Origin of the sequence: uncultured Litoreibacter sp., assembly GCF_947487515.1 — a bacterium.
Classification (GTDB): domain Bacteria; phylum Pseudomonadota; class Alphaproteobacteria; order Rhodobacterales; family Rhodobacteraceae; genus Litoreibacter.
The window spans coordinates 298994-323638 of record NZ_CANKWO010000004.1; the positions used below are offsets into that span (position 1 = coordinate 298994).

At 56.7% G+C, this 24645-nt stretch carries 27 protein-coding genes; 7 read left to right on the plus strand and 20 right to left on the minus strand.

The genetic code is table 11. The features are described from left to right. The first annotated feature begins 194 nt into the window (after positions 1 to 194). From Q0746_RS15480 to mdoH, 4 genes are read left to right on the plus strand one after another with little or no spacing between them, the layout of a single operon-like run. The gene (locus Q0746_RS15480) at positions 195 to 1568 is read left to right on the plus strand and encodes a tetratricopeptide repeat protein (RefSeq protein WP_298261886.1); all 1374 of its coding nucleotides are present in this window, start codon (positions 195 to 197) and stop codon (positions 1566 to 1568) included. Between the two features lie 27 nt (positions 1569 to 1595). Next, positions 1596 to 2912, plus strand: coding sequence for an OpgC domain-containing protein (locus tag Q0746_RS15485; protein WP_298261887.1), 1317 nt, complete (start codon positions 1596 to 1598; stop codon positions 2910 to 2912). Then, positions 2909 to 4444, plus strand: coding sequence for a glucan biosynthesis protein G (locus Q0746_RS15490; protein ID WP_298261889.1), 1536 nt, complete (start codon positions 2909 to 2911; stop codon positions 4442 to 4444). Before Q0746_RS15485 ends, Q0746_RS15490 begins: the two co-directional genes overlap by 4 nt. Next, entirely contained in the window at positions 4432 to 6330 is a 1899-nt protein-coding gene (gene mdoH, locus Q0746_RS15495) for a glucans biosynthesis glucosyltransferase MdoH (RefSeq protein WP_298261890.1), read from the plus strand. Before Q0746_RS15490 ends, mdoH begins: the two co-directional genes overlap by 13 nt. Here mdoH and Q0746_RS15500 read toward each other — a convergent pair whose 3' ends face one another. From Q0746_RS15500 to Q0746_RS15525, 6 genes are all read right to left on the minus strand, one after another. Further along, the gene (locus Q0746_RS15500; protein ID WP_298261892.1) at positions 6331 to 7140 is read right to left on the minus strand and encodes an alpha/beta fold hydrolase; all 810 of its coding nucleotides are present in this window, start codon (positions 7138 to 7140) and stop codon (positions 6331 to 6333) included. Continuing rightward, entirely contained in the window at positions 7137 to 7601 is a 465-nt protein-coding gene (locus Q0746_RS15505) for a rhodanese-like domain-containing protein (RefSeq protein ID WP_298261894.1), read from the minus strand. Before Q0746_RS15505 ends, Q0746_RS15500 begins: the two co-directional genes overlap by 4 nt. Further along, positions 7601 to 8173 (minus strand): SCO family protein, encoded by a 573-nt coding sequence (locus Q0746_RS15510; protein ID WP_298262155.1) that lies wholly within the window; start codon positions 8171 to 8173, stop codon positions 7601 to 7603. Before Q0746_RS15510 ends, Q0746_RS15505 begins: the two co-directional genes overlap by 1 nt. Continuing rightward, a complete protein-coding gene (locus tag Q0746_RS15515) occupies positions 8173 to 8742 on the minus strand; it encodes a hypothetical protein (RefSeq protein WP_298261897.1) in 570 nt (189 codons plus the stop codon). Before Q0746_RS15515 ends, Q0746_RS15510 begins: the two co-directional genes overlap by 1 nt. A gap of 11 nt (positions 8743 to 8753) precedes the next feature. After that, entirely contained in the window at positions 8754 to 9212 is a 459-nt protein-coding gene (locus tag Q0746_RS15520) for a hypothetical protein (protein ID WP_298261899.1), read from the minus strand. 133 nt (positions 9213 to 9345) lie between these two features. Further along, on the minus strand, positions 9346 to 9900 hold the full coding sequence (locus tag Q0746_RS15525) for a TIGR00730 family Rossman fold protein (RefSeq protein ID WP_298261901.1): 555 nt from the start codon (positions 9898 to 9900) through the stop codon (positions 9346 to 9348). A gap of 108 nt (positions 9901 to 10008) precedes the next feature. On the opposite strand from Q0746_RS15525, the gene Q0746_RS15530 reads away from it, so the two are divergent. Both Q0746_RS15530 and Q0746_RS15535 read left to right on the plus strand, forming a co-directional pair. Continuing rightward, entirely contained in the window at positions 10009 to 11163 is a 1155-nt protein-coding gene (locus Q0746_RS15530; protein WP_298261903.1) for a LysM peptidoglycan-binding domain-containing protein, read from the plus strand. A gap of 194 nt (positions 11164 to 11357) precedes the next feature. Further along, positions 11358 to 13184 carry an ABC transporter ATP-binding protein/permease gene (locus Q0746_RS15535; RefSeq protein ID WP_298261905.1) on the plus strand — a complete coding sequence of 609 codons (1827 nt, stop codon included), beginning with the start codon at positions 11358 to 11360 and terminating at the stop codon, positions 13182 to 13184. Positions 13185 to 13215: 31 nt separating this feature from the next. On the opposite strand, the gene Q0746_RS15540 is transcribed toward Q0746_RS15535, so the two are convergent. The 6 genes from Q0746_RS15540 to purF form a co-directional block, all read right to left on the minus strand. Beyond that, entirely contained in the window at positions 13216 to 13506 is a 291-nt protein-coding gene (locus Q0746_RS15540; protein WP_298261907.1) for a PAAR domain-containing protein, read from the minus strand. A 12-nt stretch (positions 13507 to 13518) separates the two neighbouring features. Further along, positions 13519 to 13959: a hypothetical protein gene (locus Q0746_RS15545; RefSeq protein WP_298261909.1), complete on the minus strand. Its 441-nt coding sequence runs from the start codon at positions 13957 to 13959 to the stop codon at positions 13519 to 13521. Positions 13960 to 14071: 112 nt separating this feature from the next. After that, entirely contained in the window at positions 14072 to 14794 is a 723-nt protein-coding gene (locus Q0746_RS15550) for an amino acid racemase (RefSeq protein ID WP_298261911.1), read from the minus strand. Positions 14795 to 14960: 166 nt separating this feature from the next. Beyond that, a complete protein-coding gene (locus Q0746_RS15555) occupies positions 14961 to 15779 on the minus strand; it encodes a trypsin-like serine protease (RefSeq protein ID WP_298261913.1) in 819 nt (272 codons plus the stop codon). 42 nt (positions 15780 to 15821) lie between these two features. Continuing rightward, a complete protein-coding gene (locus tag Q0746_RS15560; protein ID WP_298261916.1) occupies positions 15822 to 16484 on the minus strand; it encodes an SDR family oxidoreductase in 663 nt (220 codons plus the stop codon). 206 nt (positions 16485 to 16690) lie between these two features. Then, positions 16691 to 18178: an amidophosphoribosyltransferase gene (gene purF, locus Q0746_RS15565; protein ID WP_298261918.1), complete on the minus strand. Its 1488-nt coding sequence runs from the start codon at positions 18176 to 18178 to the stop codon at positions 16691 to 16693. Positions 18179 to 18294: 116 nt separating this feature from the next. Here purF and Q0746_RS15570 point away from each other — a divergent pair, with 116 nt between their 5' ends. Then, positions 18295 to 18831: an rRNA large subunit pseudouridine synthase E gene (locus tag Q0746_RS15570; protein WP_298261920.1), complete on the plus strand. Its 537-nt coding sequence runs from the start codon at positions 18295 to 18297 to the stop codon at positions 18829 to 18831. 44 nt (positions 18832 to 18875) lie between these two features. Here the strand turns inward: Q0746_RS15570 and Q0746_RS15575 are convergent, their stop codons facing one another. From Q0746_RS15575 to Q0746_RS15610, 8 genes are all read right to left on the minus strand, one after another. Continuing rightward, a complete protein-coding gene (locus Q0746_RS15575) occupies positions 18876 to 19928 on the minus strand; it encodes a fatty acid desaturase (protein ID WP_298261922.1) in 1053 nt (350 codons plus the stop codon). 88 nt (positions 19929 to 20016) lie between these two features. After that, a complete protein-coding gene (locus Q0746_RS15580; RefSeq protein ID WP_298261924.1) occupies positions 20017 to 20589 on the minus strand; it encodes a CvpA family protein in 573 nt (190 codons plus the stop codon). 12 nt (positions 20590 to 20601) lie between these two features. Further along, a complete protein-coding gene (gene radA, locus Q0746_RS15585; RefSeq protein WP_298261926.1) occupies positions 20602 to 21975 on the minus strand; it encodes a DNA repair protein RadA in 1374 nt (457 codons plus the stop codon). A 15-nt stretch (positions 21976 to 21990) separates the two neighbouring features. After that, complete coding sequence (locus Q0746_RS15590) at positions 21991 to 22320, minus strand: hypothetical protein (RefSeq protein WP_298261928.1); 330 nt, start codon at positions 22318 to 22320, stop codon at positions 21991 to 21993. Beyond that, entirely contained in the window at positions 22317 to 22745 is a 429-nt protein-coding gene (locus Q0746_RS15595; RefSeq protein ID WP_298261930.1) for a paraquat-inducible protein A, read from the minus strand. Before Q0746_RS15595 ends, Q0746_RS15590 begins: the two co-directional genes overlap by 4 nt. A gap of 48 nt (positions 22746 to 22793) precedes the next feature. Continuing rightward, positions 22794 to 23573, minus strand: a complete 780-nt coding sequence (locus Q0746_RS15600) for a DNA repair protein (RefSeq protein WP_298261932.1) — start codon at positions 23571 to 23573, stop codon at positions 22794 to 22796. Positions 23574 to 23775: 202 nt separating this feature from the next. Then, positions 23776 to 24255 carry a hypothetical protein gene (locus tag Q0746_RS15605; protein ID WP_298261934.1) on the minus strand — a complete coding sequence of 160 codons (480 nt, stop codon included), beginning with the start codon at positions 24253 to 24255 and terminating at the stop codon, positions 23776 to 23778. Then, positions 24234 to 24602 (minus strand): T6SS effector amidase Tae4 family protein, encoded by a 369-nt coding sequence (locus tag Q0746_RS15610; RefSeq protein ID WP_298261936.1) that lies wholly within the window; start codon positions 24600 to 24602, stop codon positions 24234 to 24236. The genes Q0746_RS15605 and Q0746_RS15610 overlap by 22 nt, the downstream gene beginning before the upstream one ends. Positions 24603 to 24645 lie beyond the last annotated feature (43 nt).

Sequence of the window (24645 nt, forward strand, 5' to 3'; positions counted from 1 at the left end):
CTATTAACCATCCGAAAAATAGCAAAAATTCGCCGATTTTCCCCTTGAACAGCGGCTTTCCGATCACCGATGCCCCACGGGTCCTCACGTATGCGTTATTGGAGTGGGGCAGCCGTTTACCGGTGCCGACTAATCGCTATCACTATAAAGCGTGGGGGCTCCTCCTGCGGTAGAATCAACAGTAAGGCAAAAGCATGTATCAAGACGTATTCGGGCAAGACACCACCATCAATTCCCGCGACGCGCTTGAAGCGTGGAACAAAACCCTTCTGGCCTTCATGGCGCATGGGGCCGCAACGCCCACCCATTTGGGAGAGGCGCTCACACTGGATCCAAACTTTGCACTGGGTCACGCGGTGAAAGGAATGTTCTACCTTTTGCTGGGGCGGCGCGAGCTGAACGACACGGCCCGCGAGGCCTTGGGCTTGGCAGAAGCCTCGGCAATGGCAATCAGCATTAGCGCACGCGAGAAATCATTCGTTGAGGCGTTGAAATCCTTTTACGCGGGCGACATGTCTCAGGCTGTAGCGCATTTGGAAGACGTGCTGGCAGTACACCCCGATGACACGTTGGCCATGAAGTTAAGCCACGGCATTCGATTTGTTTTGGGCGATGGCAAAGGCATGCGCCAGTCGATCGAGGCGGTGATGGGGGCCTACGGGCCCGATCACGCCGGTCGCGGGTACCTGATGGGCTGCCATGCGTTCACCTTGGAGGAAACCGGTGAATACGCCCGCGCGGAAACAGTTGGTCGCATGGGCTTAACGGTAAGCCCAGATGATGCGTGGGGCTTGCACGCGGTTGCCCATGTTTATGATATGACATGTGACGCGCAAGGCGGGTTGAAATGGCTTGAGGGGCGCGAAGCTGCTTGGGCGCATTGTAACAACTTTCGCTATCACGTCTGGTGGCATAAGGCATTGATGCACCTTGATTTGGGCCAAAACGACGTCGTTCTGGCGCTGTATGATACAGAAATTCGCGCGGATAAAACCGACGACTACCGTGATATTTCCAACGCCACTTCGCTTCTGTCACGTTTGGAGTTGAACGGCGTCAATGTTGGCGACCGTTGGGAAGAGCTTGCGGATATATCGGCAAATCGCACCGAAGACGGCTGCCTGATTTTCGCCGATCTGCACTACCTTTTGGCCTTGATCGGCGGCTCGCGGCAACACGCGATCACCAAGCTGATGGGGCGGATGCACCGCGACGCAAAGATGGGGCGTGTTGAAATGCACCGGTTGATGGCAACTCCGGGCCTGAGCGCCGCCGCAGGGCTAGAGGCCTTCGGCGAGTCGGATTTCAAAACGGCCTTCCTGAACTTGGCCCGCGCACGTCAGACAATACAAAATGCGGGCGGATCCCACGCGCAACGTGACGTGTTTGAGCGTTTGACGATCGATGCAGGCATCCGCGCCGGCTTTCTAGACGAAGCCGAGACCATCCTGAAAGACCGTATGCGCAAACGTGCAGGTGGTGAGGATGGCTACGCGGCTGCGCGTTTTTCGCTTATTTCTCAGGGACGTGACGCAAGCTCTTGCGCGACAAGCTTACCTGCTGAATAAGCGCGCAAAAGAATTGGCGCACAGAATATGACATTGGTTTCCACCACCTCTCCTTCGCAAGCCGCAGCAAGCTTTGCGGCAAGCCCTTCGGCCTCAGGCACCTCGGGTGTGACAACCCGCGACCCACGTTTGGACTTCTACCGTGGCATCGCGATGTTTATCATTTTGTTCGCTCACACGCCGGGAAATTTCTTTACCAGCTGGATTCCGGCGCGGTGGGGCTTCTCTGATGCGACCGAAATTTTTGTGTTCTGCTCCGGCATGGCGTCTGCCATCGCCTTCGGGCGCACATTTGATCGGGCAGGGTGGGTGCTGGGCACCGCCCGCGTGGCGCATCGTGTGTGGCAAGTGTATTGGGCGCATATCTGCATGTTCTTCACGATCGCAATGATGATCGCGTGGTGGGACAGTTTTGGCATATTCGACAAAAATTACATAAACTCTTTGAACCTTGTGCCAATCTTTGAGGGGCGCACCGGAAACTCAACAGGGATTGTGACCACCACGGCAGACAATCTCATCGGGATATTCACATTGAGCTATGTGCCGAATTATTTCGACATTTTGCCGATGTATATGGTGATCTTGGTGATGATGCCCATGGTTATGGCGCTGAGCAGAGTGAACCTGTGGCTTATGGCAGCGGTGATCGCCACCGTTTGGCTGTTTGCGCAGCGCGGAGTGTTGGCTTGGTTGGGTGCAGAGCACCTTTGGTTAAGCCTTCCGGCAGAGCCATGGTCGAATCGTCATTGGTTCTTCAACCCCTTCGGCTGGCAGTTGATCTTCTTCACCGGTTTTGCCTTCATGCGTGGCTGGATTCCTGCGCCTCCGGTCAAGATGTGGCTCGTGGTGTTGGCCGCCGTGGTTGTGGTTGCGAATATTCCGCTCTCAAACATCGGGGTCAGAGCGGTGAGCCGCGAATGGTTCGGTGCATTTGAAGGCAACCCCGTCATTGAATGGCGTGTCGCCAATAAGCCGTTCATTGATAAATCCAGCTTTGGTTTGCTGCGCTATGTGCACTTCTTGGCACTGGCTTATCTGGCATGGGTTGCGGCTGGGGTCGGGGGGCATCGATTGATCGCCTCTGGCGCAACCTCTGCGTCAAAAGCGTGGGGGGCACTGGTCAAAATCGTCATGAAGGTTGGGCAGCAAAGCCTTGCTGTATTTGTATTTTCTATGGTTTTCGCGCGAATTTCCGGTTTCACCATGGATCAGGTCGGTCGCGAGACGGCAACGGTGGTTTTGGTAAACTTCGTAGGTGTTGGGGCGTTGATCGCGGTGGCCTATTTTGTGGGGTGGATCAAATCCACGCCGTGGAAACCAAAGAAGGGAGCCATCGCATGAGCCTGTCGCGCCGTTCCTTTTTGACGATGTTGGGGGCCGCAGCCTTGGCCAACCCCGCATCGGCGATGCCCGTGTTCAAAGGCGAGGCGACGCCTTTCTCGATTGAGTGGCTGAAGGCCGAAGCAAAGCGCCTGTCGGGACAAAGCTACGCCCCGATGGAGGAAGTCCCGCAAGCGTGGAAAGACCTGACCTACGATCAATACAAGGCGTTGGCGTTCGATACCAATAAGGCGCTTTGGTCGGGGACAGATCGGGCGTTTCAGATGGATTTCTTTCATCCTGGTCTCTATTTTCCGCGCCCCATCGAGATCAATATCGTCGAAGATGACACCGCCCGAACGTTGGGTTTTGATCTCTCTTTATTCAATCGCCACGACAAGTTCCCCGAAGACTTGGTGGACGGTGCAGGTGATCCGTCCTTAGGGTATTCGGGGCTGCGGTTGCGCCATGAGTTGGTCAAACCGGGCAGATTTGAAGAATTCATGGTCTTTCAAGGGGCCAGCTATTTTCGTGCCATTGGCACAGGGCAAAACTACGGTCTATCCGCCCGTGGGCTGGCGCTGAATACCGGCGAAGCCGAGGGCGAAGAATTCCCCGAGTTCACCCGCTTTTGGGTCGAGGCGCCTAGCGAGGACGCGACCACTATCATCGTTCATGCACTTCTGGATAGCCCATCCGTAACAGGGGCTTACAGCTTTATCATCACACCAGGAAAGCCCGCGCAGGTCTCGGTGAAGGCCACGCTTTATCCGCGTGTGGAATTGACGCATGTGGGCATTGCACCTTTGACGTCGATGTTCTTGTTTGACCAGACAAACCGGTCAGATTTTGACGACTTCCGCGATGCAGTTCATGACAGCGAAGGTCTGCTCATTTGGAATGGTGCTGGCGAAATGCTGTGGCGTCCGTTGGCGAATTCCACGGGGCTGCAAGTTTCCAGTTTTGTCGACAATAACCCTCGGGGGTTTGGGCTGATGCAGCGTGCACGTGATCCGGAGGATTTCGCGGATCTGGAGGCTTACTACCACAACCGTCCCTCACTTTGGATCACGCCGGAAATGGACTGGGGCAAGGGGGCGGTGACCTTGGTTGAGATCCCGTCCGACAAAGAGATCTACGACAACATTGTTGCCTATTGGCGCCCTCGTGCCGCGTTGGAAGCGGGATCCGAGTATAATTTTGCCTACCGTATGGATTGGGGCGAAGAACCAAAGGAAACACGCCCCGTGTCCCGTGTGCTCAACAGCCGGATCGGCAAGGGCTACGACAAAGACACCTCCTATGTGATCATGGCCCTTGATTTTGCCGACCATGAATTGTTCGCAGGTGATCTGGACGACATCACGCGCTTCATCAGCGCCAACAACGGGTCAGTCAGCGAAGGCGTTTTGCAGCGCAATCCGGGCACCGGTGGTGTGCGTTTGGCATTCAAATTTGAACCCGGCGATGCCAAGGCAGCCGAGTTGCGGGTGCAATTGCTCAAGGACGCGAAATCTTTGACCGAAGTCTGGCTGTACCGGTGGTCCGTTTGAACGTTCGATCCACCATATCGCCTGCATCAATGATGCCGCCTGAACAGCCCTTGGCCTTTCCGGTGCAAGATCTTTCAACGGGGTACCGCGATGGCGCCGCCCCAGAGCTGTCCGGCAACCCCTCCACACCATTGTGGCGTTTGGCAACGTTCTTACCCGCGGTGGCCACCACCGGCGGGCTGATCGCGGCCTTCACCGACTGGTTTGCAATGGGGGGGCTGTCCATATTCGAGGCGATGCTGATCGCCCTGATCGCTTGCACGTTTTTCTGGATTTCGCTTTCGGTCTCGACAGTTACCGTGGGGTTATTCACGATGATGCGCCCCCGCAGGTCCAACACCCACACGGCGACATCCCCCCAAAATGTGGCCCTGTTGGTTCCCGCCTATAACGAGGTCCCATGGGACGTATTCGGCAACGCCTGTGCAATGTTGGAGCAATTGGATCGGGGCACGCACCGGCATAAATACACTTTGTTCATCCTGTCAGACACCCGTGACGAAACCATTGCAGAGCAAGAGCTGCGCGCCTTCGCGTCACTGCGAAGTCGTTTGCCAGATCACATTGCTTTGCACTACCGCAGGCGGTCCGAGAACACCGACCGCAAGGTCGGCAATTTGGCCGATTGGGTCGCGCGTTGGGGCGGCGGATATGACGCCATGTTGGTGCTCGATGCGGATAGCCTGATGTCGGGGCCCGCGATTGTGGCCCTCACGGATGAAATGGCGCGTGATCCTTCTGCGGGGTTGATCCAAAGCTTCCCGCAGCTGTTTGGCGCCGAGACCCTGTTTGGCCGCGTTCAGCAGTTTTCCAACACGATTTACGGCGCTGCCTTGGCTGAAGGGCTGGCCCGTTGGGTTGACCATGACGGCAACTATTGGGGGCATAATGCGATCATTCGCACTGCGGCCTTTGCATCTTGTGCCGGATTGCCCCGTTTGGACACATTTCGCTCCAAGGGGGCGTTGATCCTCAGCCATGATTTCGTCGAGGCAGGCTTGCTGCGTCGTGCGGGGTGGGGGGTGCGTTTCGTACCGCAGGTCAAGGGCAGCTACGAGGAAGTACCGGCGACCTTGATCGACTATGTTTTACGCGACCGTCGGTGGTGTCAGGGGAACCTGCAACATCTTAACATTCTGGGGTCAAAAGGGTTCCACCCTGTGACGCGCTTTCATCTGTTTCATGGGGCAATGGGCTATTTGTTGTCGCCTGCTTGGTTCGCGCTGCTGACGGTGTGGGCCTTGATCGGCAAGGGCGAAGAAGCAAATGTCATTCGCTACTTCACCGGAGAAAACCCACAAGTTGCCTGGCCAGAGATGAGCCATGTCAGCAACTTGGCAATTCTCGTGTTTATGTATGGGATGTTGCTGGCCCCTAAATTTTTGGGGGCAGTGGCCTTGCTGCGGTCGGGGCCAAGTTTGCGCGATTTGGGCGGGGCGGGGCAGTTCATCTTGTCCTTTACGACTGAGATCGTTGTGTCCGTCCTCTATGCTCCGATTTTGATGGTGCAGCAGACCATCGCGGTGGCACGCACTTGGATCGGCTATACCGAGACTTGGTCCCCACAAGCCCGCCAAGGTGGACAGTATTCAATGGCGACGGTGCTGAAGTTCCATGCGATCGAAACGGCGGTCGGGTTGTTGCTGATGGCCGGTATCTTCGAAGGCATCATTACGCTGTGGTTGCTTCCTATCGCGGTCTCGCTGGCCTTTGCGGTCCCTCTCTCGATGCTTAGCGGACTGAAGTTGACGCGGTTCAAATGGACCGCGCGCCAGCTAGGCACAGCCGAGGTTTTCAATGCGCCGGACATCATTTTGCACGCCAAACGTGAACGTTCGCGGATCAGGGCGGCTATCGAAGATGCAGACGGGGTTGCGGCGGAATAGCTACTCCAGCGATTCGAACCAATCTAGCGCCATGGTCGACCAGCCTTTTGGAATCCCATGGGCCCCTTGATGCAGGGCAAACTCCAGCGCACCGGCCTCGCATCTGTCCCACGTCCGACGCCAGAAGTCTCCGGAAGTATCAAAGCTGTCGGCACGCAGTCCCGTGCAGCGGTTGGTTTCGCGCCAGATTTGCATGGCTTGAAACACGTCACCTTGAAAAATCGCCCCATTGCGCAGCGGCCGCCCTTCCAGCGGAACGGTGGTGTCCCGCCAGCCATGGGTGTGCAGCAATTTGACAGGCCCCGAACAGGCATCCAGCGCAGGGTGCGGGCGCCAAAAACTACCGGCGACGGGAGCGAAGGCACGGGCAAGATCAGGGGCCTCACAAGCCAGATATGAGGCCATCGACCCGCCAATGGAGAACCCGCCAAGCAAGATGTTGTCGCGATCTACCCCGTGCTGCGCGACCGCATCGTCAATCACCGCGCGTATGAACTCCAGCTCATCGCGCTGCTGGGTGAAATCGGGGTGAAAGGACCAACCGCTGCCGAACCTTGAGTTTGGACGCTTCAATCCGTTGGGGCCGATGACTGCATAGCCACGCTCTAGAATTGGTCCGCCCATGCGCAGGATGCCTGTGCCTTTTCCGCCCGCACCATGCAAGAAAATCACGGCTGGAACTGGGGTGGACCCCTTATCAGGGGTTTGAATGTGGTAGGTGCCTTGCGAGATTTCACAAGGCGTATCGGCGTCTCCGCAGGCAATCGCAGGAGAGGCCACAGCGCATAAAAGCGCAGCTAGATATTTCATTTTGTCACCGGTAATCCACGTTTAAGCCACCCCGGGCCAGAGGCCGATCCCAGCATGCCCTCGGGCACATCAATGATGGTGGTGAAACCGGCTTGTTCCAGCAAATTGCTCATTCGCGCGGAGCGGACACCGCGCGCGCAAATCAAAGCTACAGGGCTGTCAGTGTTGCCGTTTACAATTGTCGTCAGCGCCTCGATGAAATCCTTGCGACGCATATCCAACTGCTGCGCCCCGACACCGGATCCGGTTCGTGCCCATTCATCGGGGCGGCGTATGTCGATCAAGGTAATCTCACCTGCCACGGCCTGCTTATGCGCGGTCATGGGGTCAATCTGCGTCGCGGCAGAGGCCTCGGTGATCGCCGCGTAGAACAGGTTGCGACCGCCTGCGGCATAGATACCGGTTGCAGCCACAGCAAACACGCCAACTGTTAGCAGTATTCGACGAGAGAGACGCGCCATTAGCTTTGTCCTACCGTATATTTCGCCACGATGTCTGCCGCCACTTCCGGCGCGACAACGGGGGGCACTAATGTGAGCAATTTTCCGTCGGCATCAAGCAGATACAAGAAGCTGCCATGGGCATAGACTGGGCCATACTCGGGGTCAAAAAAGACCTCTTCGGTTTCAACCTGATAGGCATCATAGGCGACCTGCAGCTGTTCTTCAGATCCGGTGAGCCCGATGAAGTCGGCGTGGTGTTGCGTCAATGCGGGGCCCAATGTCTCGACCGTATCGCGGGCAGGGTCGACGGTAATCATCACGGGCGTCACAGTGATCCCTTTAGCCGCAACCGCATCCGCCACTTGCGCCATAAGTGGCAGGGCGGCGGAGCAAACCTCAAGACAATTGGCATATCCGAAGAACAGCAACTGAGGATGCCCATTTGGGTCAGCCTGCGTGCGCAGCGCGCCAGTTTGATCGGTCAGTACGTAATCGCCTCCCAGATTGAACGGCAAACCGGGCAGTTTCGGGGCCTCTGCAAAGGCGGGCAGGGTGACGGCGACGAAGGCCGCTGCGGCGGCTAAACGCATCACTCGAACAGCTCCTTGATGGCGATGGCATCAGCCTCCAAGCCCAGACCGAAATATCCGGTTTTGGCAATATGCGCGTTCACCCGCGGATCACGTCGGAACCACGGGCCCTTGCCTTTGGCCTCAGGGTGCTTGGCGGCCCAATTTTTGCTCCAGGTGTTGGCTTTGATCCAATCGTCTGACCCGACTTCGCGAATTTTTTGCACAAGATAGATGTTCTTGGCCCCTTGAATGTCTTCGTCTTCGATCATCAACCCGTCGACCTCGACCGATTTTCCGCAAAACGGCAACAGATCAACCGTTGCCCCTTGGAAGCCGCTTTGGGCGTTTTTGTTGGGGAAAATCAGCTGATTGTCTTCGCTGCGTAGCAACCCGATCTGACGTGAGCCGTCTCCGCAATTGTCGCTGCAATCGCCGGTGATCTCGCAGGTGATGTCGACAACCTTTGCCTCAAACAGAGCAGGGGTTTCCGCGTAGAGATTCCAGCTTTTGGCGGTGGAGCCCTCTTCGAAATCCGCGGCAAAGGCGGGGGTCACGGCCATCAGAGCCAATGCGATAATGCGTTTCATATATGCGCCCCTCACTTTTTGGGTTTCGGTACAGCGAAGCCTGGCACCACGCCGTAGTCTTCGTGATTGAGATTTGTGATCCCGTGATCGGTCACCACATTTTCGACAACCAGATAATTCAACCCGTCCCGCTTATAGAGCATTCCATCTGCGGTGATCTCATGCGAGGCGAGGTTAAGATTGGTGTCACCGGATGCATTTTGGTCGTCGCCGTTGATCTTGAGGATCATATAGACCTCGCCGTCTTCCCCCAGCAGGCCAACCGGAATACCCCCAGCAGAGCACCAAAGGGCGCAGGTATGATGCGCCGAGCCGGTGACCGCGTCAGGCCCGCCCATCACGCCGGAAAAATAGCACCATGTGTCAATTATCTCGCCCGTGATCTGGATGCGCTCACCCTCGGTCGCGCTGGCGGGGGCGGCCAAGCCCAAGGCCAGCAAGGGCGTCGCCAAAAGTGGTGTTAACTTCATCGGGTCGTCCTTTGCTGATTCCAATAGTTGGAGCCTAGCAAGAATGGGCGCGAGGGCGGTATCACATCTTGTTTAGATTTCGATCAAAACGACCAAACGGCAGCTTTGGCGCCCATGAAGCGGACGATTGCGCCTATTTGAACGCGTCGGTTAGCTGTTGGGACAGTTCCGGCACCGTATTTGTCACGGTCACAAAATCCAAAACGGACTGATCGGCAAAACCTTCTGCGACGACATGCGCATTCAGCGCCACCAACGGGTCCCAGTATCCATTGGTGTTCAACAGATAAATCGGTTTGTCGTGCAGCCCCAATTGTCGCCATGTCAGCACTTCATAGAATTCATCCAGTGACCCCGCCCCCCCAGGCAGCACCACGATGGCGTCCGAGTTCATATACATGACCTTTTTACGCTCATGCATGGTCTCGGTGATGATGAAGCTATCGAGGTCTTGCTTGCCTACTTCACGGTCGAACAAATGCGTGGGGATGACGCCGAAGGTCTCTCCGCCTGCGGCTTGCGTGGCTTGCGCGACGGCGCCCATTAGCCCCACATCACCGGCACCATATACCAGTCGCCACGCATTATCTGCGATGGTTTTCCCGACATCGAGGGCGGCTTGTTTGTAGGCGGGGTCCTTGCCAAAACGTGACCCGCAATAGACGCAAACAGACTTAGGGATAGGCATAGCACTCGTGTCCTGACGCAGATGTGGCTTTGCCTTGTTCTATGGGGGCTGCTACGCTGTCGCAACGCCTTTTCAGGGGAAAGGCGGGGGGAAGAGGAAAACGACGATATGGCCAAGGGGAATAACATCGGGCTTAGCAGCCCAGCCGTCATCGCCGGAGTATGTGCGGTAATCGGTGTATTGGGAGTAGGCGGGTATTTTGCCCTGCAAGGTGAAGACGCCACGGAGCCTCCGACTATCTCGGAAAAGGCGGTGCCAAAGGCGCATGTTGACGCCCCTGAGGCCCCGCCCGCACAGGTTGCGGTTGAGGATAAGGTCGAGGATGTGTCGCCTACGCCTACGCCTACGCCTACGCCTACGCCTACGCCTACACCTACATTTGATATTGTGCAGGTCGCCCCAGATGGTGGCGGTGTCGTTGCGGGCACTGCCCAGCCAGGAGAGGAAGTCTTGCTCTTGCTTGATGGCGAAGAGATCGCGCGAAGTGAGGCAAACACCTCGGGTAAGTTCGGAGTGGCATTGGACTTTCCAGCGTCTGACGCGCCTCGAACCTTGTCGATTGTAACAGAACGCGACGATGGCACCACGGGTGCATCGCAAGGCACAGTTCTGATTTCGCCTGTGCGTGCGCCCGAACCCAAATCAGAACCGGAACCGGAAGCACCTTCGGTGCAGACCGCCCAAGCGGAGCCAACACCGGAACCCGCGCCGCAAGCCCCCGCAGTTGTCTTGGCCGACAATACCGGTGTCACTGTGCTGCAACCTGCGCCTCAACCCGCAGCCCCGAGCACTGACGAAGATGCGCCCGTGGTGGCCAATGTGGTGATCGACACAATCAGCTATGATGCCGAGGGCGAGGTTGCCCTATCGGGGCGCGGTGCCTCGCAGGGATTTGTGCGGGTATATCTGAACGACCAGCCGGTGAAGACGACCCGCATTACCCAAAGCGGCGCATGGGAAACCCCCCTGCCGGATGTGGATGCGGGGGTCTACCGGTTGCGCGTAGATGAGGTCGACGAGGACGGGGCAGTGACCAGTCGGGTAGAGACCCCGTTTCAGCGCGAAGCTCTTGAGGTGGTGACCTCTGCACCGCAGGTCGCAACGGCGGTCACCGTTCAGCCCGGCTTTACGCTTTGGGCGATTGCGCGCGACAGGTTTGGGACCGGAGACCAATATGTCCGCGTCTACGAGGCCAACCGCGACCTGATCCGTGATCCGGATTTGATCTACCCCGGGCAGGTTTTCACCTTACCACAAGAGTAGCGGCTGCGTGCGCGGGGGGATCCGGCTTCTGAAGGGGCATTTGGCCGCCCAAGCGGTTGTTTGCGGCCCAATGGTCAAGAAATTTGCACAGATAGAGCCCAACGCGCCGCGATTCCGTGATGACGGGTCTGGCCCTTCTTCTGCGCGCTCCGTAAGCTGCTGATCTTGAGCACCTGCGCAGAAAGCCCGCCCCTATGGTTACCGAAGTCTCCGACGCCCGTTTGAAGCAAGATTTGCGCAAAGACGGCTTTCACGTGTTGCGCAAAGTGTTGCCCTACCTTTGGCCTGAGGGAAAAGCTTGGGTAAAGCGGCGGGTGGTCTTCGCCTTGGGGTTCTTGGTCCTGTCCAAGATTATCGCGATGGTTTCGGCGCCCTTGATGGGCATGGCGGTCGATGCTTTGGGCAACGGGGCCGCGGGTCCGGCTTGGCTGCTGGGTGTCGGGGCGGTGGGGATCACCTTGGCCTATGGGATTGCGCGGTTGCTCAATGTGGGTTTCCAACAATTGCGCGACGTGGTGTTTGCAGTGGTGGGGCAGCGGGCGCTGCGGATGTTGGCGCTCGAGACTTTCACCCATATTCACCGTCTGTCGATGCGCTACCACATCACGCGAAAGACTGGCGGCCTGTCTCGGATCATCGAGCGCGGGGTCAAAGGTGTTGAATTCCTGTTGCGGTTTTTGCTGTTCTCTATCGGGCCGCTCATTTTGGAATTGCTGTTTATTTCCGGCTATTTGGCCATCGTCTTTAGTGTTTGGTATCTCGTCGTCGTGCTGGTTACGATTGCCCTCTACACTTGGTTCACCTTTGCGGTGACCGAATGGCGTGTGCGCATGCGCAAGGAAATGAACGACCAAGACACTGACGCCAACCAAAAGGCCATCGATTCACTGTTGAACTTCGAGACGGTGAAATACTTCGGAGCCGAGCAACGCGAGGCCTCCCGCTATGACAGCGCCATGGAGAAATATGTCGCCGCCGCGCTGAAGACATCCTACTCGCTGGCCTTTTTGAACTTCGGTCAATCGCTGTTGATCACTGCGGGCTTGGTGACCGTTATGGTTATGGCGGCGTTCGGTGTGCAAAACGGGACGATGACCGTTGGCGGGTTTGTGGTGGTCAATGCCTATATGATCCAGATCACCATGCCGTTGAATTTCTTGGGGACGGTTTACCGCGAAATTCGCCAGTCATTGGTGGATATGGGAGAGATGTTCACCCTGTTGGAGCAACCCGCAGAGGTGACTGACAAGCCGGATGCTCCGGCCTTGGTGGTGACGGAAGGGGCGGTGCGTCTGGAGGATGTGCATTTTGGCTATGACGCCGAGCGCCCGATCCTGAAAGGGGTATCCCTTGAGGTGCACGCAGGGCAAACGGTGGCTATCGTGGGCCCTTCGGGGTCTGGTAAATCCACCATTGGCCGCCTGTTGTTCCGCTTCTATGACGCGAGTGCTGGGGGATTGTCGATTGACGGCCAAGATGTGCGCGATGTTACGCAAACCAGCTTGCATGACGCCATCGGCGTGGTGCCTCAGGACACCGTTTTGTTCAATGATACGGTCCTCTACAACATCGCCTACGGCAAAGCCGGCGCCACTCGCGCCGAGATCGAAGAGGCCGCCAAGGCCGCTAAAATCCACGACTTTATCATGGACCTGCCCGACGGCTATGAGACCACAGTGGGGGAGCGCGGTTTGAAACTATCTGGCGGCGAGAAGCAGCGGGTGGGCATCGCGCGCACCTTGCTGAAAAACCCGCCGATCCTGTTGCTGGACGAGGCAACCTCCGCGCTGGATACCGAAACCGAGGCCGACATTCAGCATTCGCTGCGCGACATGGCGCATGGGCGCACAACAATCACTATCGCCCACCGATTGTCGACGATTTCGGATGCGGATCTGATTGTGGTGTTGGAAAACGGGGTTGTGGCAGAACAAGGCACGCATGACGCCTTGCTGGCACGAGACGGCCGGTATGCGTCGCTGTGGCATCGTCAACTTGCAGAAGACGAAGAGGCGGCGTAGCTGAAATATAACTACACCGCCCAAGCTGTGTTCAGTCGATAATTACAGTTGGAAACCCAACCACGATCTTGCCGCCATGCGCGGTCCCGTCGCCGAGACGTGCGGCGGGTTTGTTGTTGATCATCACCTTGCTGGAGCCCTGCGTGATCGTGTCGGGCGGGCCGACACAGACGCACATGTCGCCAACCACGGCAGCGGGCGAGCCGCCGATCAGCACATTCGGCGCACAGGGGCCGGAAATCGGACCACCGACATGCGGTTTCGGGCCAGGATCGACCATAGGGCAGACGTGATTGTCGCCTAGACGGGCTGCGGGGGGCATATCCGTGCCTCCTTAGTTGATGCGGATCATCGCGCCACGCACGATGGTCTCGCCGTCGGAAATCAAAGTTGATTCCTCGCTGCCGGAGCCGGTGAAGGCCTTGGTGGCGTCCGCGGAAATGTCGGTCGCATTCAATGTCAGGGTTTCCGCCGCTGCCGCCGTCACGTTGTTATCTGCAACCAACGTGAGATCGCCGCCGCTGTTGATGGTCACTCCGTCTTGGCCGGATAGATTTAGATGGCCCATAGAGTTCACCGATAAGGACTGCGTGGCGTTTATCCGCAGGCTGTCTTGGTCGGGGGTAATCACCAGATCAGGGGTGTCGGAGGGCGCTTTGGCCTCTCTTGGATCTTCGATATGAACAACCAGACCGCCGGGTGTCGTGATGACAAGGCGTCCTTCTGTCTGGTCGTAGCTGATATCAAGCGGGGATTTGGTGCTTAAATCGGTCATAATGTGTCTCCTACAATGCCGCTATCAAAGCAGAATTTGACTGAGGTATAAAGGGGAAAGCTCATTCGGAGGCGAGACAGGCATCTTTGAAATGCACAGCCCCTCCAAAGGGTCACGCCGTCAAGGCAAACTCCACCGCTGCATTGCAGTGCAGTTCAGCCGTGTTGAACATCGGAAAATCGGGGAGGTCGCTTTGCTCTATCAACAGGAATATTTCGGTGCAGCCAAGGATCAACCCCTCAGCACCGTCTTCCCGACGCAACCTTTGCGCGATCTCAAGGTAGCGTTGCCTTGAGCTATCGCGAAGTTTCCCCTTCACCAACTCTTCAAAGATGATCCGGTCAATATCTTCTTGTTCTTGATCCGTGGGGGCAATCGCGGTGATGCCGAATTTTTGCTCAAACCGCGTTTTGAGATAGTCCATCTGCATGACCGGACGCGTCCCGAACAGTGCGACCTTGGAGAGGCCCTTGGCCTGCATGGCGGCGCCGGTAGGATCTGCAATATGGATCATCGGAATAGGAGTATTTGCGATCAAACCCTCCAGCGGTTTATGAAGCGTGTTGGAAACACATAAGACAACGTCCGCTCCGCCCGCGACCAGCGCATCAATCTTCAACTGCATATACCCCTCAAGGCCGTCCCAATCATTATTGCGAACAAAGGCTTCGATGTTCCCGAAATTCATTCCTGCAATAAGCGTTTCCGCGATATCCCAACCGCCAAGCCGCGCGTTTACGGCATCGTTCAGAAACCGGTAATATTCCGCTGTCGCCACGTTGGAACAGCCGCCTAGCAAGCCAATTGTCTTTTGTTTTAAAGGTCTGGTGGTCATCAGTTGCAGTTTCCCAAATGAACGAACGGAAACCAAACTTTGGCTGCACCACATTGCATTTGCAAGGCCGTCTCGGGGCAACTTTTGCACGGCGACGCGCGCAGTCGGAGGCGGGCAGAGAGGGCAGAGAAAGGGATGCGCATAGCATCCCCGCAAATCCCCCGAATTAGTTGGTGATCTGGGGCAAGCGGGAGGTGACAACGCCGGTGGCGCGTCGGCTGCTCCCAACCTTGAGAAACTTCGACTTGGCATTTCTGGTGTTAAGATCGCGCACCAACCTGTCCACATCCGGCCCCATTGCCACACCAAGGGCAACCTCGCGTTTGCCTCGGGTTCCCACAGAGGACATGACAGAAGCAATTTGCGGGCCCTGATGGGTCATTACAAACACCGGAGATCCGGAAGAGCCGTAGTCAATATCGCAGGTGTAGTGCAGCACATTGGCCCGTGCGTGGGTCATGTTGCAGCCGTCTTCCAATGCTGGAACCTCCGACCGCCCCCGCGCATAAGACACCACCATGACACGGTCGTTGCTGTTCGGTTTGCGATGCGTGCGAAACGGCGTCACAGCGGCGTTATTGATCGGGCGCTCCAGTTCGATGACCGCGACATCAGTCGCAATCTCGGAGTAGCTGTTCGTGCCGCCGCCATAGGTGTAATCTGGGTGCACGGCAAAGCGTTTGCCGCTTCGTGTAGCAGCTGAGCGGCCGTGCCGGTATCCAGCGCGAAAGGTGATTTTCTTTGCGTCTACCGTCTTCCCCGTGCGCTTGTCGTAGACGCAATGGGCCGCAGTGAGAACCAGTTTGGGGGAGATCAACGCGCCCGTGCAAAACCCAAACCGGCCAAGATCAAGTCGCCCCACCGCTTGCCACGGCATCACCTCAGACGGGCTATCCAATGGCTTATGCGGCGCGGTATCGTCAGCCCGCAGGGGGGACTGCATGCTAAGGCAGATTACAAATATAGACAGCAGTAGGCGTTTCATAGATGCGGTATCTACGCACCCATTTTGGCAATATTACGACGCTCAAAGGGGCAATTGATCCAACAATCGCGCCGCCTCTGTATGGCAATCGGCCAGTTTTTCGCGATCTTCGCCTGGGTAGAACCGCCCGCGCGTAGCCGTTGGCATTGGGGCCGGTGTAAGCATGTGCACCCGAAGACCCGATTTTGCCGTCTCGTCGCGCCAGCTTGATGCCATGCGCATTTGCGCCGCTTTGCTTAGGCCGTAGGCTCCGTGAAACTTGTCGCTTTGCTCAGGATCATCAAAGAGAACCGCTTGTCCTGCCTTCGCGGCCTTCAGAAGCGGGGTGGTGTTCAGGATCAACCGCGCGGTGGCGCGCACATTGGTCGCCAGTGTTTTGTCCAGATCCTTGGCGTCTACATGCTCCATCGGGGACAAAGGCGGGGCGTGCACGGCGGCGTGAATAAGCAGATCGACGTATCCCCAACGCTCATGGATCGAGTGGCAAATCTGCGCCATGGCCTCGTCGTCATTTATGTCGACCGGCACCAAAGTGGCGCTGCCGCCCTTCGCCTTTATCCGGTCGTCAAGTTCCTCCAAGCCGCCGACGGTGCGGGCCAAGGCAATCACGTGATACCCACATGCGCCTAGGTTTTCAGCCATTGCAGCGCCAAGGCCACGCGAGGCGCCGGTGACCAGCGCAATTTTTGGAGATGAATCTGTCATGGGGTCTTTCGTGTCATTCCGGCGCTTGAGGATCAAGTGCGGATTGCCCGTCTGTGTCACGCAGCCGCGCCACATCAGGTGAATTCGGGCCGATACAGCTGCGCACGCGGGGAGGTGTCATGGATCACAAAAGAAAAAACGCCGCTCCCAAGACATTGGGGCGGCGTTTCAACTGTATAAGATGTCGAAGGCCTGTCCGAGTAGGGTTACTCGGCTGCTTTCAGCTCGAACCCTTTAGTGATCTGGTCGCTGGGAGCCACGGGATATTCCCCCGAGAAACAGGCGTCGCAATATTGCGGTGACTTAGCGTCGCGACCTTTGCTTTCGCCAACGGCTCGGTACAGCCCGTCAAGTGAGATGAACTTCAAGCTGTCCACACCCAAGTGATCACGCATCTCATCCTCGGTCATGGTTGCCGCCAAAAGTTTTTCACGTTGCGGGGTGTCCACGCCATAAAAACAAGGCCAAGCGGTGGGCGGAGAGGCAATGCGGAAGTGAACTTCTGCTGCCCCAGCGTCAAGGATCATTTCCTTGATCTTGCGAGAGGTCGTGCCACGCACGACGGAATCATCCACCAAAATCACCCGCTTACCTTTGATCAGCGCTCGGTTGACGTTCAACTTCAGGCGGACGCCCATGTTGCGGATCTGTTCGGTGGGCTCGATGAACGTCCGGCCCATATATTGGTTGCGGATGATGCCCATGGCGTAGGGAATGCCAGATTCCAAACTGTAGCCAATGGCCGCCGGAGTGCCCGAATCCGGCACGGGGCAGATTAAATCGGCCTCCACAGGGTTTTCCTTGGCTAACTCGCGGCCGATGTTTTCACGCGTTTCATAGACCGAGCGCCCGCCCAGAATTGAATCCGGACGTGAGAAATAGACGTGCTCGAAGATGCAAAACCGTGACTTGGCAGGCCGGAACGGGTAGTGGCTGGCCACCCCTTTGTCGGTGATAACCACCATTTCACCAGGCTCGATCTCGCGCACAAATTCGGCCCCAATGATATCAAGGGCACAGGTTTCGGATGACAAGGCGTAGCCGCCGCCGATTTTGCCCAGCACCAGCGGACGTACTCCAAGAGGGTCACGCACGCCGATCAATTTGGTGCGGGTCATGGCCACAACTGAGAACGCGCCTTCAACCTTGCGCAGGGCTTCTTCCATGCGGTCTGGGATCGTGCGCCCCATAGAGCGGGCCATCAGGTGAATGATGCATTCTGAATCGCTGGAACTTTGAAAGATGGAGCCGCGCTCCACCAGTTCTTTGCGCAAAGCTTCGGCATTGGTGATATTGCCGTTATGCGCAATCGCAGCCCCGCCAAGAGAGAAGTCGCCGTAAAATGGCTGGACGTCGCGGATGGCGGTTTGTCCTTTGTTTCCGGCGGTGGAATAGCGCACATGCCCGATAGACAGGCTGCCCGGTAAGGTTTCCATCACCTTGTGAGAGGTGAAGTTATCACGCACATAACCGAAACGACGCGCCTGCTGGAAGCCGGCAGTTTCGTCATAGGTTACAATGCCACCGGCCTCTTGGCCGCGGTGTTGCAATGCGTGAAGTCCGAGGGCGACAAAATTTGCGGCATCGGATGTCCCGATGACGCCAAAGACGCCGCATTCTTCTTTGAGTTTGTCGTCATCGAAAGGGTTTTCGAGCCATGGCTCAGGACTTTGTTTAAGGTCCGCTTGCGACATTTGGGCAGCTCCGAATCCGCGTGACAGGTATGTGACACTGGATAGGGGGTTTAAGCTGGGAAGTCACGAAGATTGGCCCGTTGCGGGCAGAAGTCTTGCGTGGCATGTCTGGGCCCATGTCTCGCGTTATTCTTTTCAACAAGCCGCATGGGGTTTTGTCCCAGTTTACCGATGGCCAAGCCCGTGCGACGCTGTCAGATTATATAGATGTCCCAAAGGTTTATGCGGCGGGGCGGTTGGATCGCGACAGCGAAGGCCTTTTGGTTTTAACCGATAACGGCAAACTGCAAGCCAAGATAGCGCACCCAAAATACAAGGCTGCCAAAACCTATATGGTGCAGGTCGAAGGCGTGCCCGAGGCAAATGCGATCGCCCAATTGCGCGCAGGGGTAATCTTGAAAGACGGCAAAACACGCCCCGCAAAGGCTGAGGCGGTGTCAGAGCCGGATTGGCTATGGCCGCGCGATCCGCCGGTGCGTGTCCGCAAAACGGTACCTGACAGCTGGCTGCGCATAACGATTAGCGAGGGGAAGAACCGCCAAGTGCGCCGAATGTGTGCCGCAGTTGGGCACCCATGTTTGCGCTTGATTCGTGTGCAAGTGGGGGAGTGGTCGCTGGAAGGAATTGCCCTTGGAGCGTGGCGGGACGCCTAGGGAAGAAACTGCGGTGACCCCATGAGCCACCGCAGATCCCGTAGTTATGTCTCGGATGTGAACTTCTTGTGGACATCGCGGAAGGACATCAAGCGGCGGCTTTTCTCGTCCCAAAGCTGAAGTCCAACGGTTTTGATGCTTTCACGGATCGACATGCGATTGGCTTCAGCCAGCTGCTGATGGTCACGCAACACTTCAGGCAAGCGGTAGAAAGGAATTCGCGAGTAAAGGTGGTGGACGTGATGGATGCCAATATTGGCGGAGAACCACGCCAAAACAGGAGGCAATACATAGTGCGACGAGCCGTGCAGCGCTGCTTCGTGGACCTGCCAGTCTTCTTGATGATCCCAATGGGTTTCTTCGAACTGGTGCTGAACATAGAACAGCCAAACGCCCAGAACCGCGGCCATCAAGGTTGACGGAATGAACACCAACAACAATGGCATTATCCCCCCAAACCAAACGATTAGGCCCAATGCGACGGCAATTCCAATATTGGTCCCCATCGCGGATATCCAATATTTTGCGCCTTGCGTCATATAGCCGATGGGCAGGCGTTGCTCGAAGAAGAACACATATGCGGGGCCCACAATGAACAAGGTCACTGGGTTGCGGTAAAGGCGGTATTTGAACCGTCCCCAAGCCGACCGCGCCTCGTATTCGGCGACGGTCAGCGTGTCGATGTCGCCAAAGCCACGCGCATCCAGATTGCCCGCAGCGCCGTGGTGAATGGCATGGCTGCGACGCCAGACGTCATATGGGGTGATGGTCAAAATGCCCAAGGCACGGCCGACCCAGTCCCCAAGGGTTGAATTGGAGAAGAAGGACCCATGCCCGCAATCATGCTGGATGCAAAAGAGGCGCACCAAAAACAGCCCGTTGACCAAAGCCAATGCGACAGCCAGCCAGTAGCTGACCGACAGCATCGCCCATGCGGCTGCCCAAATCCCGATAAAGGGCAATAGCGTTACCGCCAACTCGAATCCGGATCGCCCGATATTGGGGTCACGATATTTTGCCAAATGGCGAATCCACTGCTTCGCGGGTGCGTCTGCAGAAAGGGTTAACGCCTCAGGCGCTACTCGGTCTTGGAACATGCTGCTCTGTCCGTCTCTCGTAAGGGCGGTTCCCAGTAGCGATATAGCACTCAGGGGTTAACGCAAGTTTATTGAAGTAAAACCGACGTTATGCGTCAGAAGGGGTGGTGGTTGCGGTGCAATGGCCGATCAAATCTTCGTAAGTACCGACGATCCAACCAGGTGCGTCTGTTGGGATGACCTCATCCACAGACCCGGACATTTGCGCAACAACTTTGGCTGTTCGCGAATCGTCCACCATTGGTATGGCCTGTTCTGCGACCACACGGTCGTAGATCACAAAGGCAACCACAACGAGCAGCGCACCGCGTGCAACGCCGAACAGGAAGCCAAGGCCTTGGTCCAAACCGCCCAAAATAGAGCGCTGAACCGCCCCCGACAGGATCGGGGTAAATATCGACACGACCACCAAGGCGACAGCGAAAACCAGCGCGAAGGCGGTGATCGTCGCAGGCTCGCAGCCCTCGATCAACGTGTTGAGATATGGGATTTCTTTAGCAAGAGGAACGGCTTGCGGGGCAAAGATGAAAGCCACAATGGCTGCAGCGACCCAGCCAACAATGGACAGTGTTTCACGAACCAGCCCGCGCGAATAGGCGAGGATCGCCGAGATAACGATGACCCCAGCGGCTACGCCGTCAACAATCGTGAAACCTTCCATACTCAACTCTCCCTAGGGCGCCGGATCGGTGCCAAATAGTTCCTGCACGAATGTTGCCAAGTCAGGCATCGTGCGCAGTGTCATTCCGTCTACCCGCGGCAGCTTTTTCTGCACCGGACCAATGGCGGAGGTAAACCCCAGTTTGGAGGCCTCTTTCAACCGGTTTTCCGCTTGTGTGACCTGCCTTAACGCACCTGACAGACTAATTTCACCAAAAACTACTGATTCAGGGGGTAAAGAGATGTCCTCACGGGCAGAAAGTAGCGCGGCGGCAACAGCCAGATCCGCTGCGGGTTCATTCACCCGCATGCCGCCCGCGACGTTCAAGTAGACGTCGAGTCCTGCAAAAGGCACTCCGCACCGTGATTCCAACACCGCCAGAATGGTCGCCAAACGTTGGCTATCCAGCCCGACCACCGTGCGTCGCGCTTGCGGGTTGGGCGAGGGGGACACCAAAGCTTGGATTTCCGTCAGCACCGGCCGCGAGCCCTCGATGCCAGAGAACACCACGGACCCCGACGCGGGCTTGTCACGGTCACTTAGGAACAGGGCGGATGGGTTGGTCACTTCGGCCAAGCCGCGCCCCGTCATCTCGAACACCCCGATCTCATCTGCGGGTCCAAATCGGTTCTTCACCGCACGCAACACGCGGAACTGGTGACCACGATCGCCCTCAAAGTAGAGGACGGTGTCGACCATATGTTCAACCACGCGCGGACCGGCCAATGCGCCTTCCTTGGTAACATGGCCCACAAGAATGATGGCGGTGCCGGTGCGTTTGGCAAAGTTAACCAACTCATGAGACGCCGCGCGCACCTGAGACACAGACCCAGGGGCACTGTCGACCTGATCGGACCACATGGTTTGGATGGAATCGATGATCACGAGCTTGGGGCGCTCTTTGTCCAAAGTTGTGAGGATGTCGCGCAGGTTTGTCTCGGCGGCCAGACGCACGGGCGATTCCGACAGTTTCAGACGGCCCGCACGCATACGGATTTGTTCTGCCGATTCCTCGCCCGACACGTAAATTACATGCATGCCGTTGCGCGCGAACCGCGCCGCGGCTTGCAGTAACAATGTTGACTTCCCGATGCCCGGATCGCCGCCCACAAGGATCGCTGAGGCCTCGACCAAGCCGCCGCCCAACACGCGGTCCAACTCGGCCACACCGGAGGCGGTGCGGGCAGGAGGATCATCTTTGGCGTTGAGGTCGGAGAGCTCCAGCGTTTTGCCACGCATAGCCCCCAAGGACTTTTTGCCAGGGCCGGTGCTAAGCGGGGCCTCCTCTACGATAGAGTTCCACGCCTTGCAGGATTCACATTGGCCCGACCACTTGAAAGAGGTCGCGCCGCATTCGGTGCATTTATGGGTCGGTTGCTTTGCCATGACAGGTGTTGTGGCTTAGGTGATCCCAGCGGGCAAGTTGGAATTGAAAAATAGCAGATAGATCACGAACAGCCCCATGGCCAATTGCACCATCGGCAATAGTTTGGACCAGCGCGGCGTGGTCCAAATGGCGTAAGGCGAAAGAAGCAGGCACGCCCCAGCACCAAGCAGCAACAATACATCACTTTTAGCTGGAATTGATGCCATCAGCGCAAGTGTGGCCAAACTCAGCCCCACCGCATTCCAACGGGCGAAGCCGGTGCTCGTCGCGGCACAGTAAAGCTGCCACAAGAACGCAGAAAAAATCAGGGCGGCAACTACAATTCCTACAAGAAGTTCAATCATTTACGAGCACTCACGAAGGAAACCCCCAAGGAGGCGATTACGCAGGCCGTGAACATGTATAGCCCCCATCCAGTTTCCAATCGCCCGATGCCAACACCTTTGGCCAACACGATGTATAGGGCAATTAAAAAGATGTCCGCCATCGCCAGCTTGCCCATCAAAGTGATTGCCGGCAACAGGCGTGGAGAGGCGAGCCGGAAGTGGATCAACGCCAACCCCACGGTTTTCAAGTAGGGGGCCACCAGCGCGAAAAACGTTACCACAAGGGCCAAGACCACATCCTTGGACCACAAGGACTGCACGCCGGTCAGCACGGAAATTTCCGACAAGGCAAAGAAGGGCAGCAGCCCCGCCTTTAGCAACGGGGCGGCCCATGCGATGGGGAACAGCACCAACAACGACAGATTTGCGATCTTTAGATACATCCGTGCAGAAAACTCCGCTTGGGGGGAAACCTCAAGCTGAAAGTGTCATCAGCCGGTGTTGCTATCGGGGGTTCTGGGCTTTGGCAGCGCGACGACATTCTCCGGCTCGGGCGCATCTGCCATCTCATAGCCGATCAGCGGCAGGATTTCGGCCAAGTCGGCTTCGAGGCGCTGCATTTGTGCGTTTACCACACTGTCCTCGACGTTGACTTGCTGTGACCAGCGTTTGAGATCGGCGCAGGTTTGCTGGGCAAGGGCGATTTGTTCGCGGTAGGTTTCGATCTCATGTTGGCGTTCACGCAGAAAGGTGCGGGCGCGGTCGACTTTTTCTTGCGAATAAATCGATGCCAAATCACGCGACTCGCGGCTCATCTGTGCTGCGACCTCAAGTACCGAAGGCTCCAGAGTGTGCAGGTCGGGATGATCGCGCAAATGCATGATCCGTTCGCGTACGGAGTCGAATTCCGAAGAAAGGGTGAACAGCTCATCCTTGTCGGCTTTATGGGCAGTCAAATAGGCGCGCGTGACATCTTCCATCGAAATGTGGAAGCTGCGGTGGGATTTCTCAAGCTCCATGATGCGGCGGTTTGAGGGCAGATAGAAACACAGCGAAATGGCCAAGGCTGCAAGGAACAATTGGGTGATCATACCGGCATAGGGCAGAACTGTTTCGCCGTAGCTGGCCGTGAAGCTCAACCATGGAGCAAGACCCAAGGCGGCGGCCAAAGTTGCGCCAATGACGACGCAAGAGAACAAAATTACAGCCACCAAGGCGACACGCTGAAAAAACTGCTGCATTTGCAGCCAGGTCTGGTTTGCACCGGTCATTTGGAAACCCCCCAGAGGTACCATTAATTACTTGTTTACTTATCTTAGCGGAAATCCGCCGACTGGCCACGGGGAAATTTGTTAAATAATGCGCGTTGTTTCGAAGGCAATTGAACGATTAGGCGTGAATAGGCGGGATTGTCTTTGATTTGGAAACAAAGCCATTCCCGCCCGATAGGCTTTGCCAATCACCGCATCTGGGCTACTTTTGCGACGTCATTAGGTCTTGGAAATAAAGGTCATCCATCCCAAGATTGTGGCAAAACATATAGGGCTCAATGGAGGCCTCTCCCAAGCTGAGGCGTTGCCCGTCAAACATCACAGGTTGACCTGCATGAGAGCAATTTTGCTCGGCTGTGAAGCCACTGTCGGCAGAGATCTGGTCGGCAGGTACCGGCGGTCCTGCAACCATGGCTATGTGCACTACCTTTCCAGTGTCATAGATTTGCGCCTCAACCCCGTCTTGGCTGACAAAGCCACAGGGGGCAGCCAGTGACAGAACAAGGGAAGGCGTCGTCCCATCAAGGGAGACTGCGCATTGCCCGTTATGATCCATGAGGTGATATTGGCTTCCATATGCCTCTGCTTTGGAGATCATTGCATCCGCAACGGCCACCCCAGTGCTGCACATTTGAAAGGCTGCAATCGCCGTCAGGATTTTCAAGTCATTTCCCAGAACCATACTTGCTCTCCTTTGCTGCGATAGCTTGCTGAGCCACCTTTTAGAACCAAAGACGTTCCGTTGAAGACGTCAATGTGATCGGTTGTCTCCCAACCGTTACGAATGAAGACGACGCCGTTTTTCTTCTGCATGTCTTTGATGTTGTCATTGATGGTGCCGGTCATAACTTTGCAAGTTACATGAGCGCCCAAAAGAGTGGGCTTCTTTTTCAAAAGATCAGCTAATTGTTGGGCGGCGCGGATATGCCCGGGGGCATGGTCGGCAAAACGGCGGCGATTGTACCCCACGCAGGTGCGAAGCCCGTCCATCGGAATTTTGACACCACTTAATGTCAGGGCTTGGCCCATTCGCATGGCGCATTGGTTCCTGAAGACTGTGGCATCACAAACA

Coding starts and splice junctions, on each gene's coding strand:
- Q0746_RS15480 (WP_298261886.1), top strand. CDS start 195: ATGTATCAAGACGTATTCGGGCAAGACACCACCATCAATTCCCGCGAC.
- Q0746_RS15485 (WP_298261887.1), top strand. CDS start 1,596: ATGACATTGGTTTCCACCACCTCTCCTTCGCAAGCCGCAGCAAGCTTT.
- Q0746_RS15490 (WP_298261889.1), top strand. CDS start 2,909: ATGAGCCTGTCGCGCCGTTCCTTTTTGACGATGTTGGGGGCCGCAGCC.
- Q0746_RS15500 (WP_298261892.1), bottom strand. CDS start 7,140: ATGAAATATCTAGCTGCGCTTTTATGCGCTGTGGCCTCTCCTGCGATT.
- Q0746_RS15505 (WP_298261894.1), bottom strand. CDS start 7,601: ATGGCGCGTCTCTCTCGTCGAATACTGCTAACAGTTGGCGTGTTTGCT.
- Q0746_RS15510 (WP_298262155.1), bottom strand. CDS start 8,173: ATGCGTTTAGCCGCCGCAGCGGCCTTCGTCGCCGTCACCCTGCCCGCC.
- Q0746_RS15515 (WP_298261897.1), bottom strand. CDS start 8,742: ATGAAACGCATTATCGCATTGGCTCTGATGGCCGTGACCCCCGCCTTT.
- Q0746_RS15520 (WP_298261899.1), bottom strand. CDS start 9,212: ATGAAGTTAACACCACTTTTGGCGACGCCCTTGCTGGCCTTGGGCTTG.
- Q0746_RS15525 (WP_298261901.1), bottom strand. CDS start 9,900: ATGCCTATCCCTAAGTCTGTTTGCGTCTATTGCGGGTCACGTTTTGGC.
- Q0746_RS15530 (WP_298261903.1), top strand. CDS start 10,009: ATGGCCAAGGGGAATAACATCGGGCTTAGCAGCCCAGCCGTCATCGCC.
- Q0746_RS15535 (WP_298261905.1), top strand. CDS start 11,358: ATGGTTACCGAAGTCTCCGACGCCCGTTTGAAGCAAGATTTGCGCAAA.
- Q0746_RS15540 (WP_298261907.1), bottom strand. CDS start 13,506: ATGCCCCCCGCAGCCCGTCTAGGCGACAATCACGTCTGCCCTATGGTC.
- Q0746_RS15545 (WP_298261909.1), bottom strand. CDS start 13,959: ATGACCGATTTAAGCACCAAATCCCCGCTTGATATCAGCTACGACCAG.
- Q0746_RS15550 (WP_298261911.1), bottom strand. CDS start 14,794: ATGACCACCAGACCTTTAAAACAAAAGACAATTGGCTTGCTAGGCGGC.
- Q0746_RS15555 (WP_298261913.1), bottom strand. CDS start 15,779: ATGAAACGCCTACTGCTGTCTATATTTGTAATCTGCCTTAGCATGCAG.
- Q0746_RS15560 (WP_298261916.1), bottom strand. CDS start 16,484: ATGACAGATTCATCTCCAAAAATTGCGCTGGTCACCGGCGCCTCGCGT.
- purF (WP_298261918.1), bottom strand. CDS start 18,178: ATGTCGCAAGCGGACCTTAAACAAAGTCCTGAGCCATGGCTCGAAAAC.
- Q0746_RS15570 (WP_298261920.1), top strand. CDS start 18,295: ATGTCTCGCGTTATTCTTTTCAACAAGCCGCATGGGGTTTTGTCCCAG.
- Q0746_RS15575 (WP_298261922.1), bottom strand. CDS start 19,928: ATGTTCCAAGACCGAGTAGCGCCTGAGGCGTTAACCCTTTCTGCAGAC.
- Q0746_RS15580 (WP_298261924.1), bottom strand. CDS start 20,589: ATGGAAGGTTTCACGATTGTTGACGGCGTAGCCGCTGGGGTCATCGTT.
- radA (WP_298261926.1), bottom strand. CDS start 21,975: ATGGCAAAGCAACCGACCCATAAATGCACCGAATGCGGCGCGACCTCT.
- Q0746_RS15590 (WP_298261928.1), bottom strand. CDS start 22,320: ATGATTGAACTTCTTGTAGGAATTGTAGTTGCCGCCCTGATTTTTTCT.
- Q0746_RS15595 (WP_298261930.1), bottom strand. CDS start 22,745: ATGTATCTAAAGATCGCAAATCTGTCGTTGTTGGTGCTGTTCCCCATC.
- Q0746_RS15600 (WP_298261932.1), bottom strand. CDS start 23,573: ATGACCGGTGCAAACCAGACCTGGCTGCAAATGCAGCAGTTTTTTCAG.
- Q0746_RS15605 (WP_298261934.1), bottom strand. CDS start 24,255: ATGGTTCTGGGAAATGACTTGAAAATCCTGACGGCGATTGCAGCCTTT.
- Q0746_RS15610 (WP_298261936.1), bottom strand. CDS start 24,602: ATGGGCCAAGCCCTGACATTAAGTGGTGTCAAAATTCCGATGGACGGG.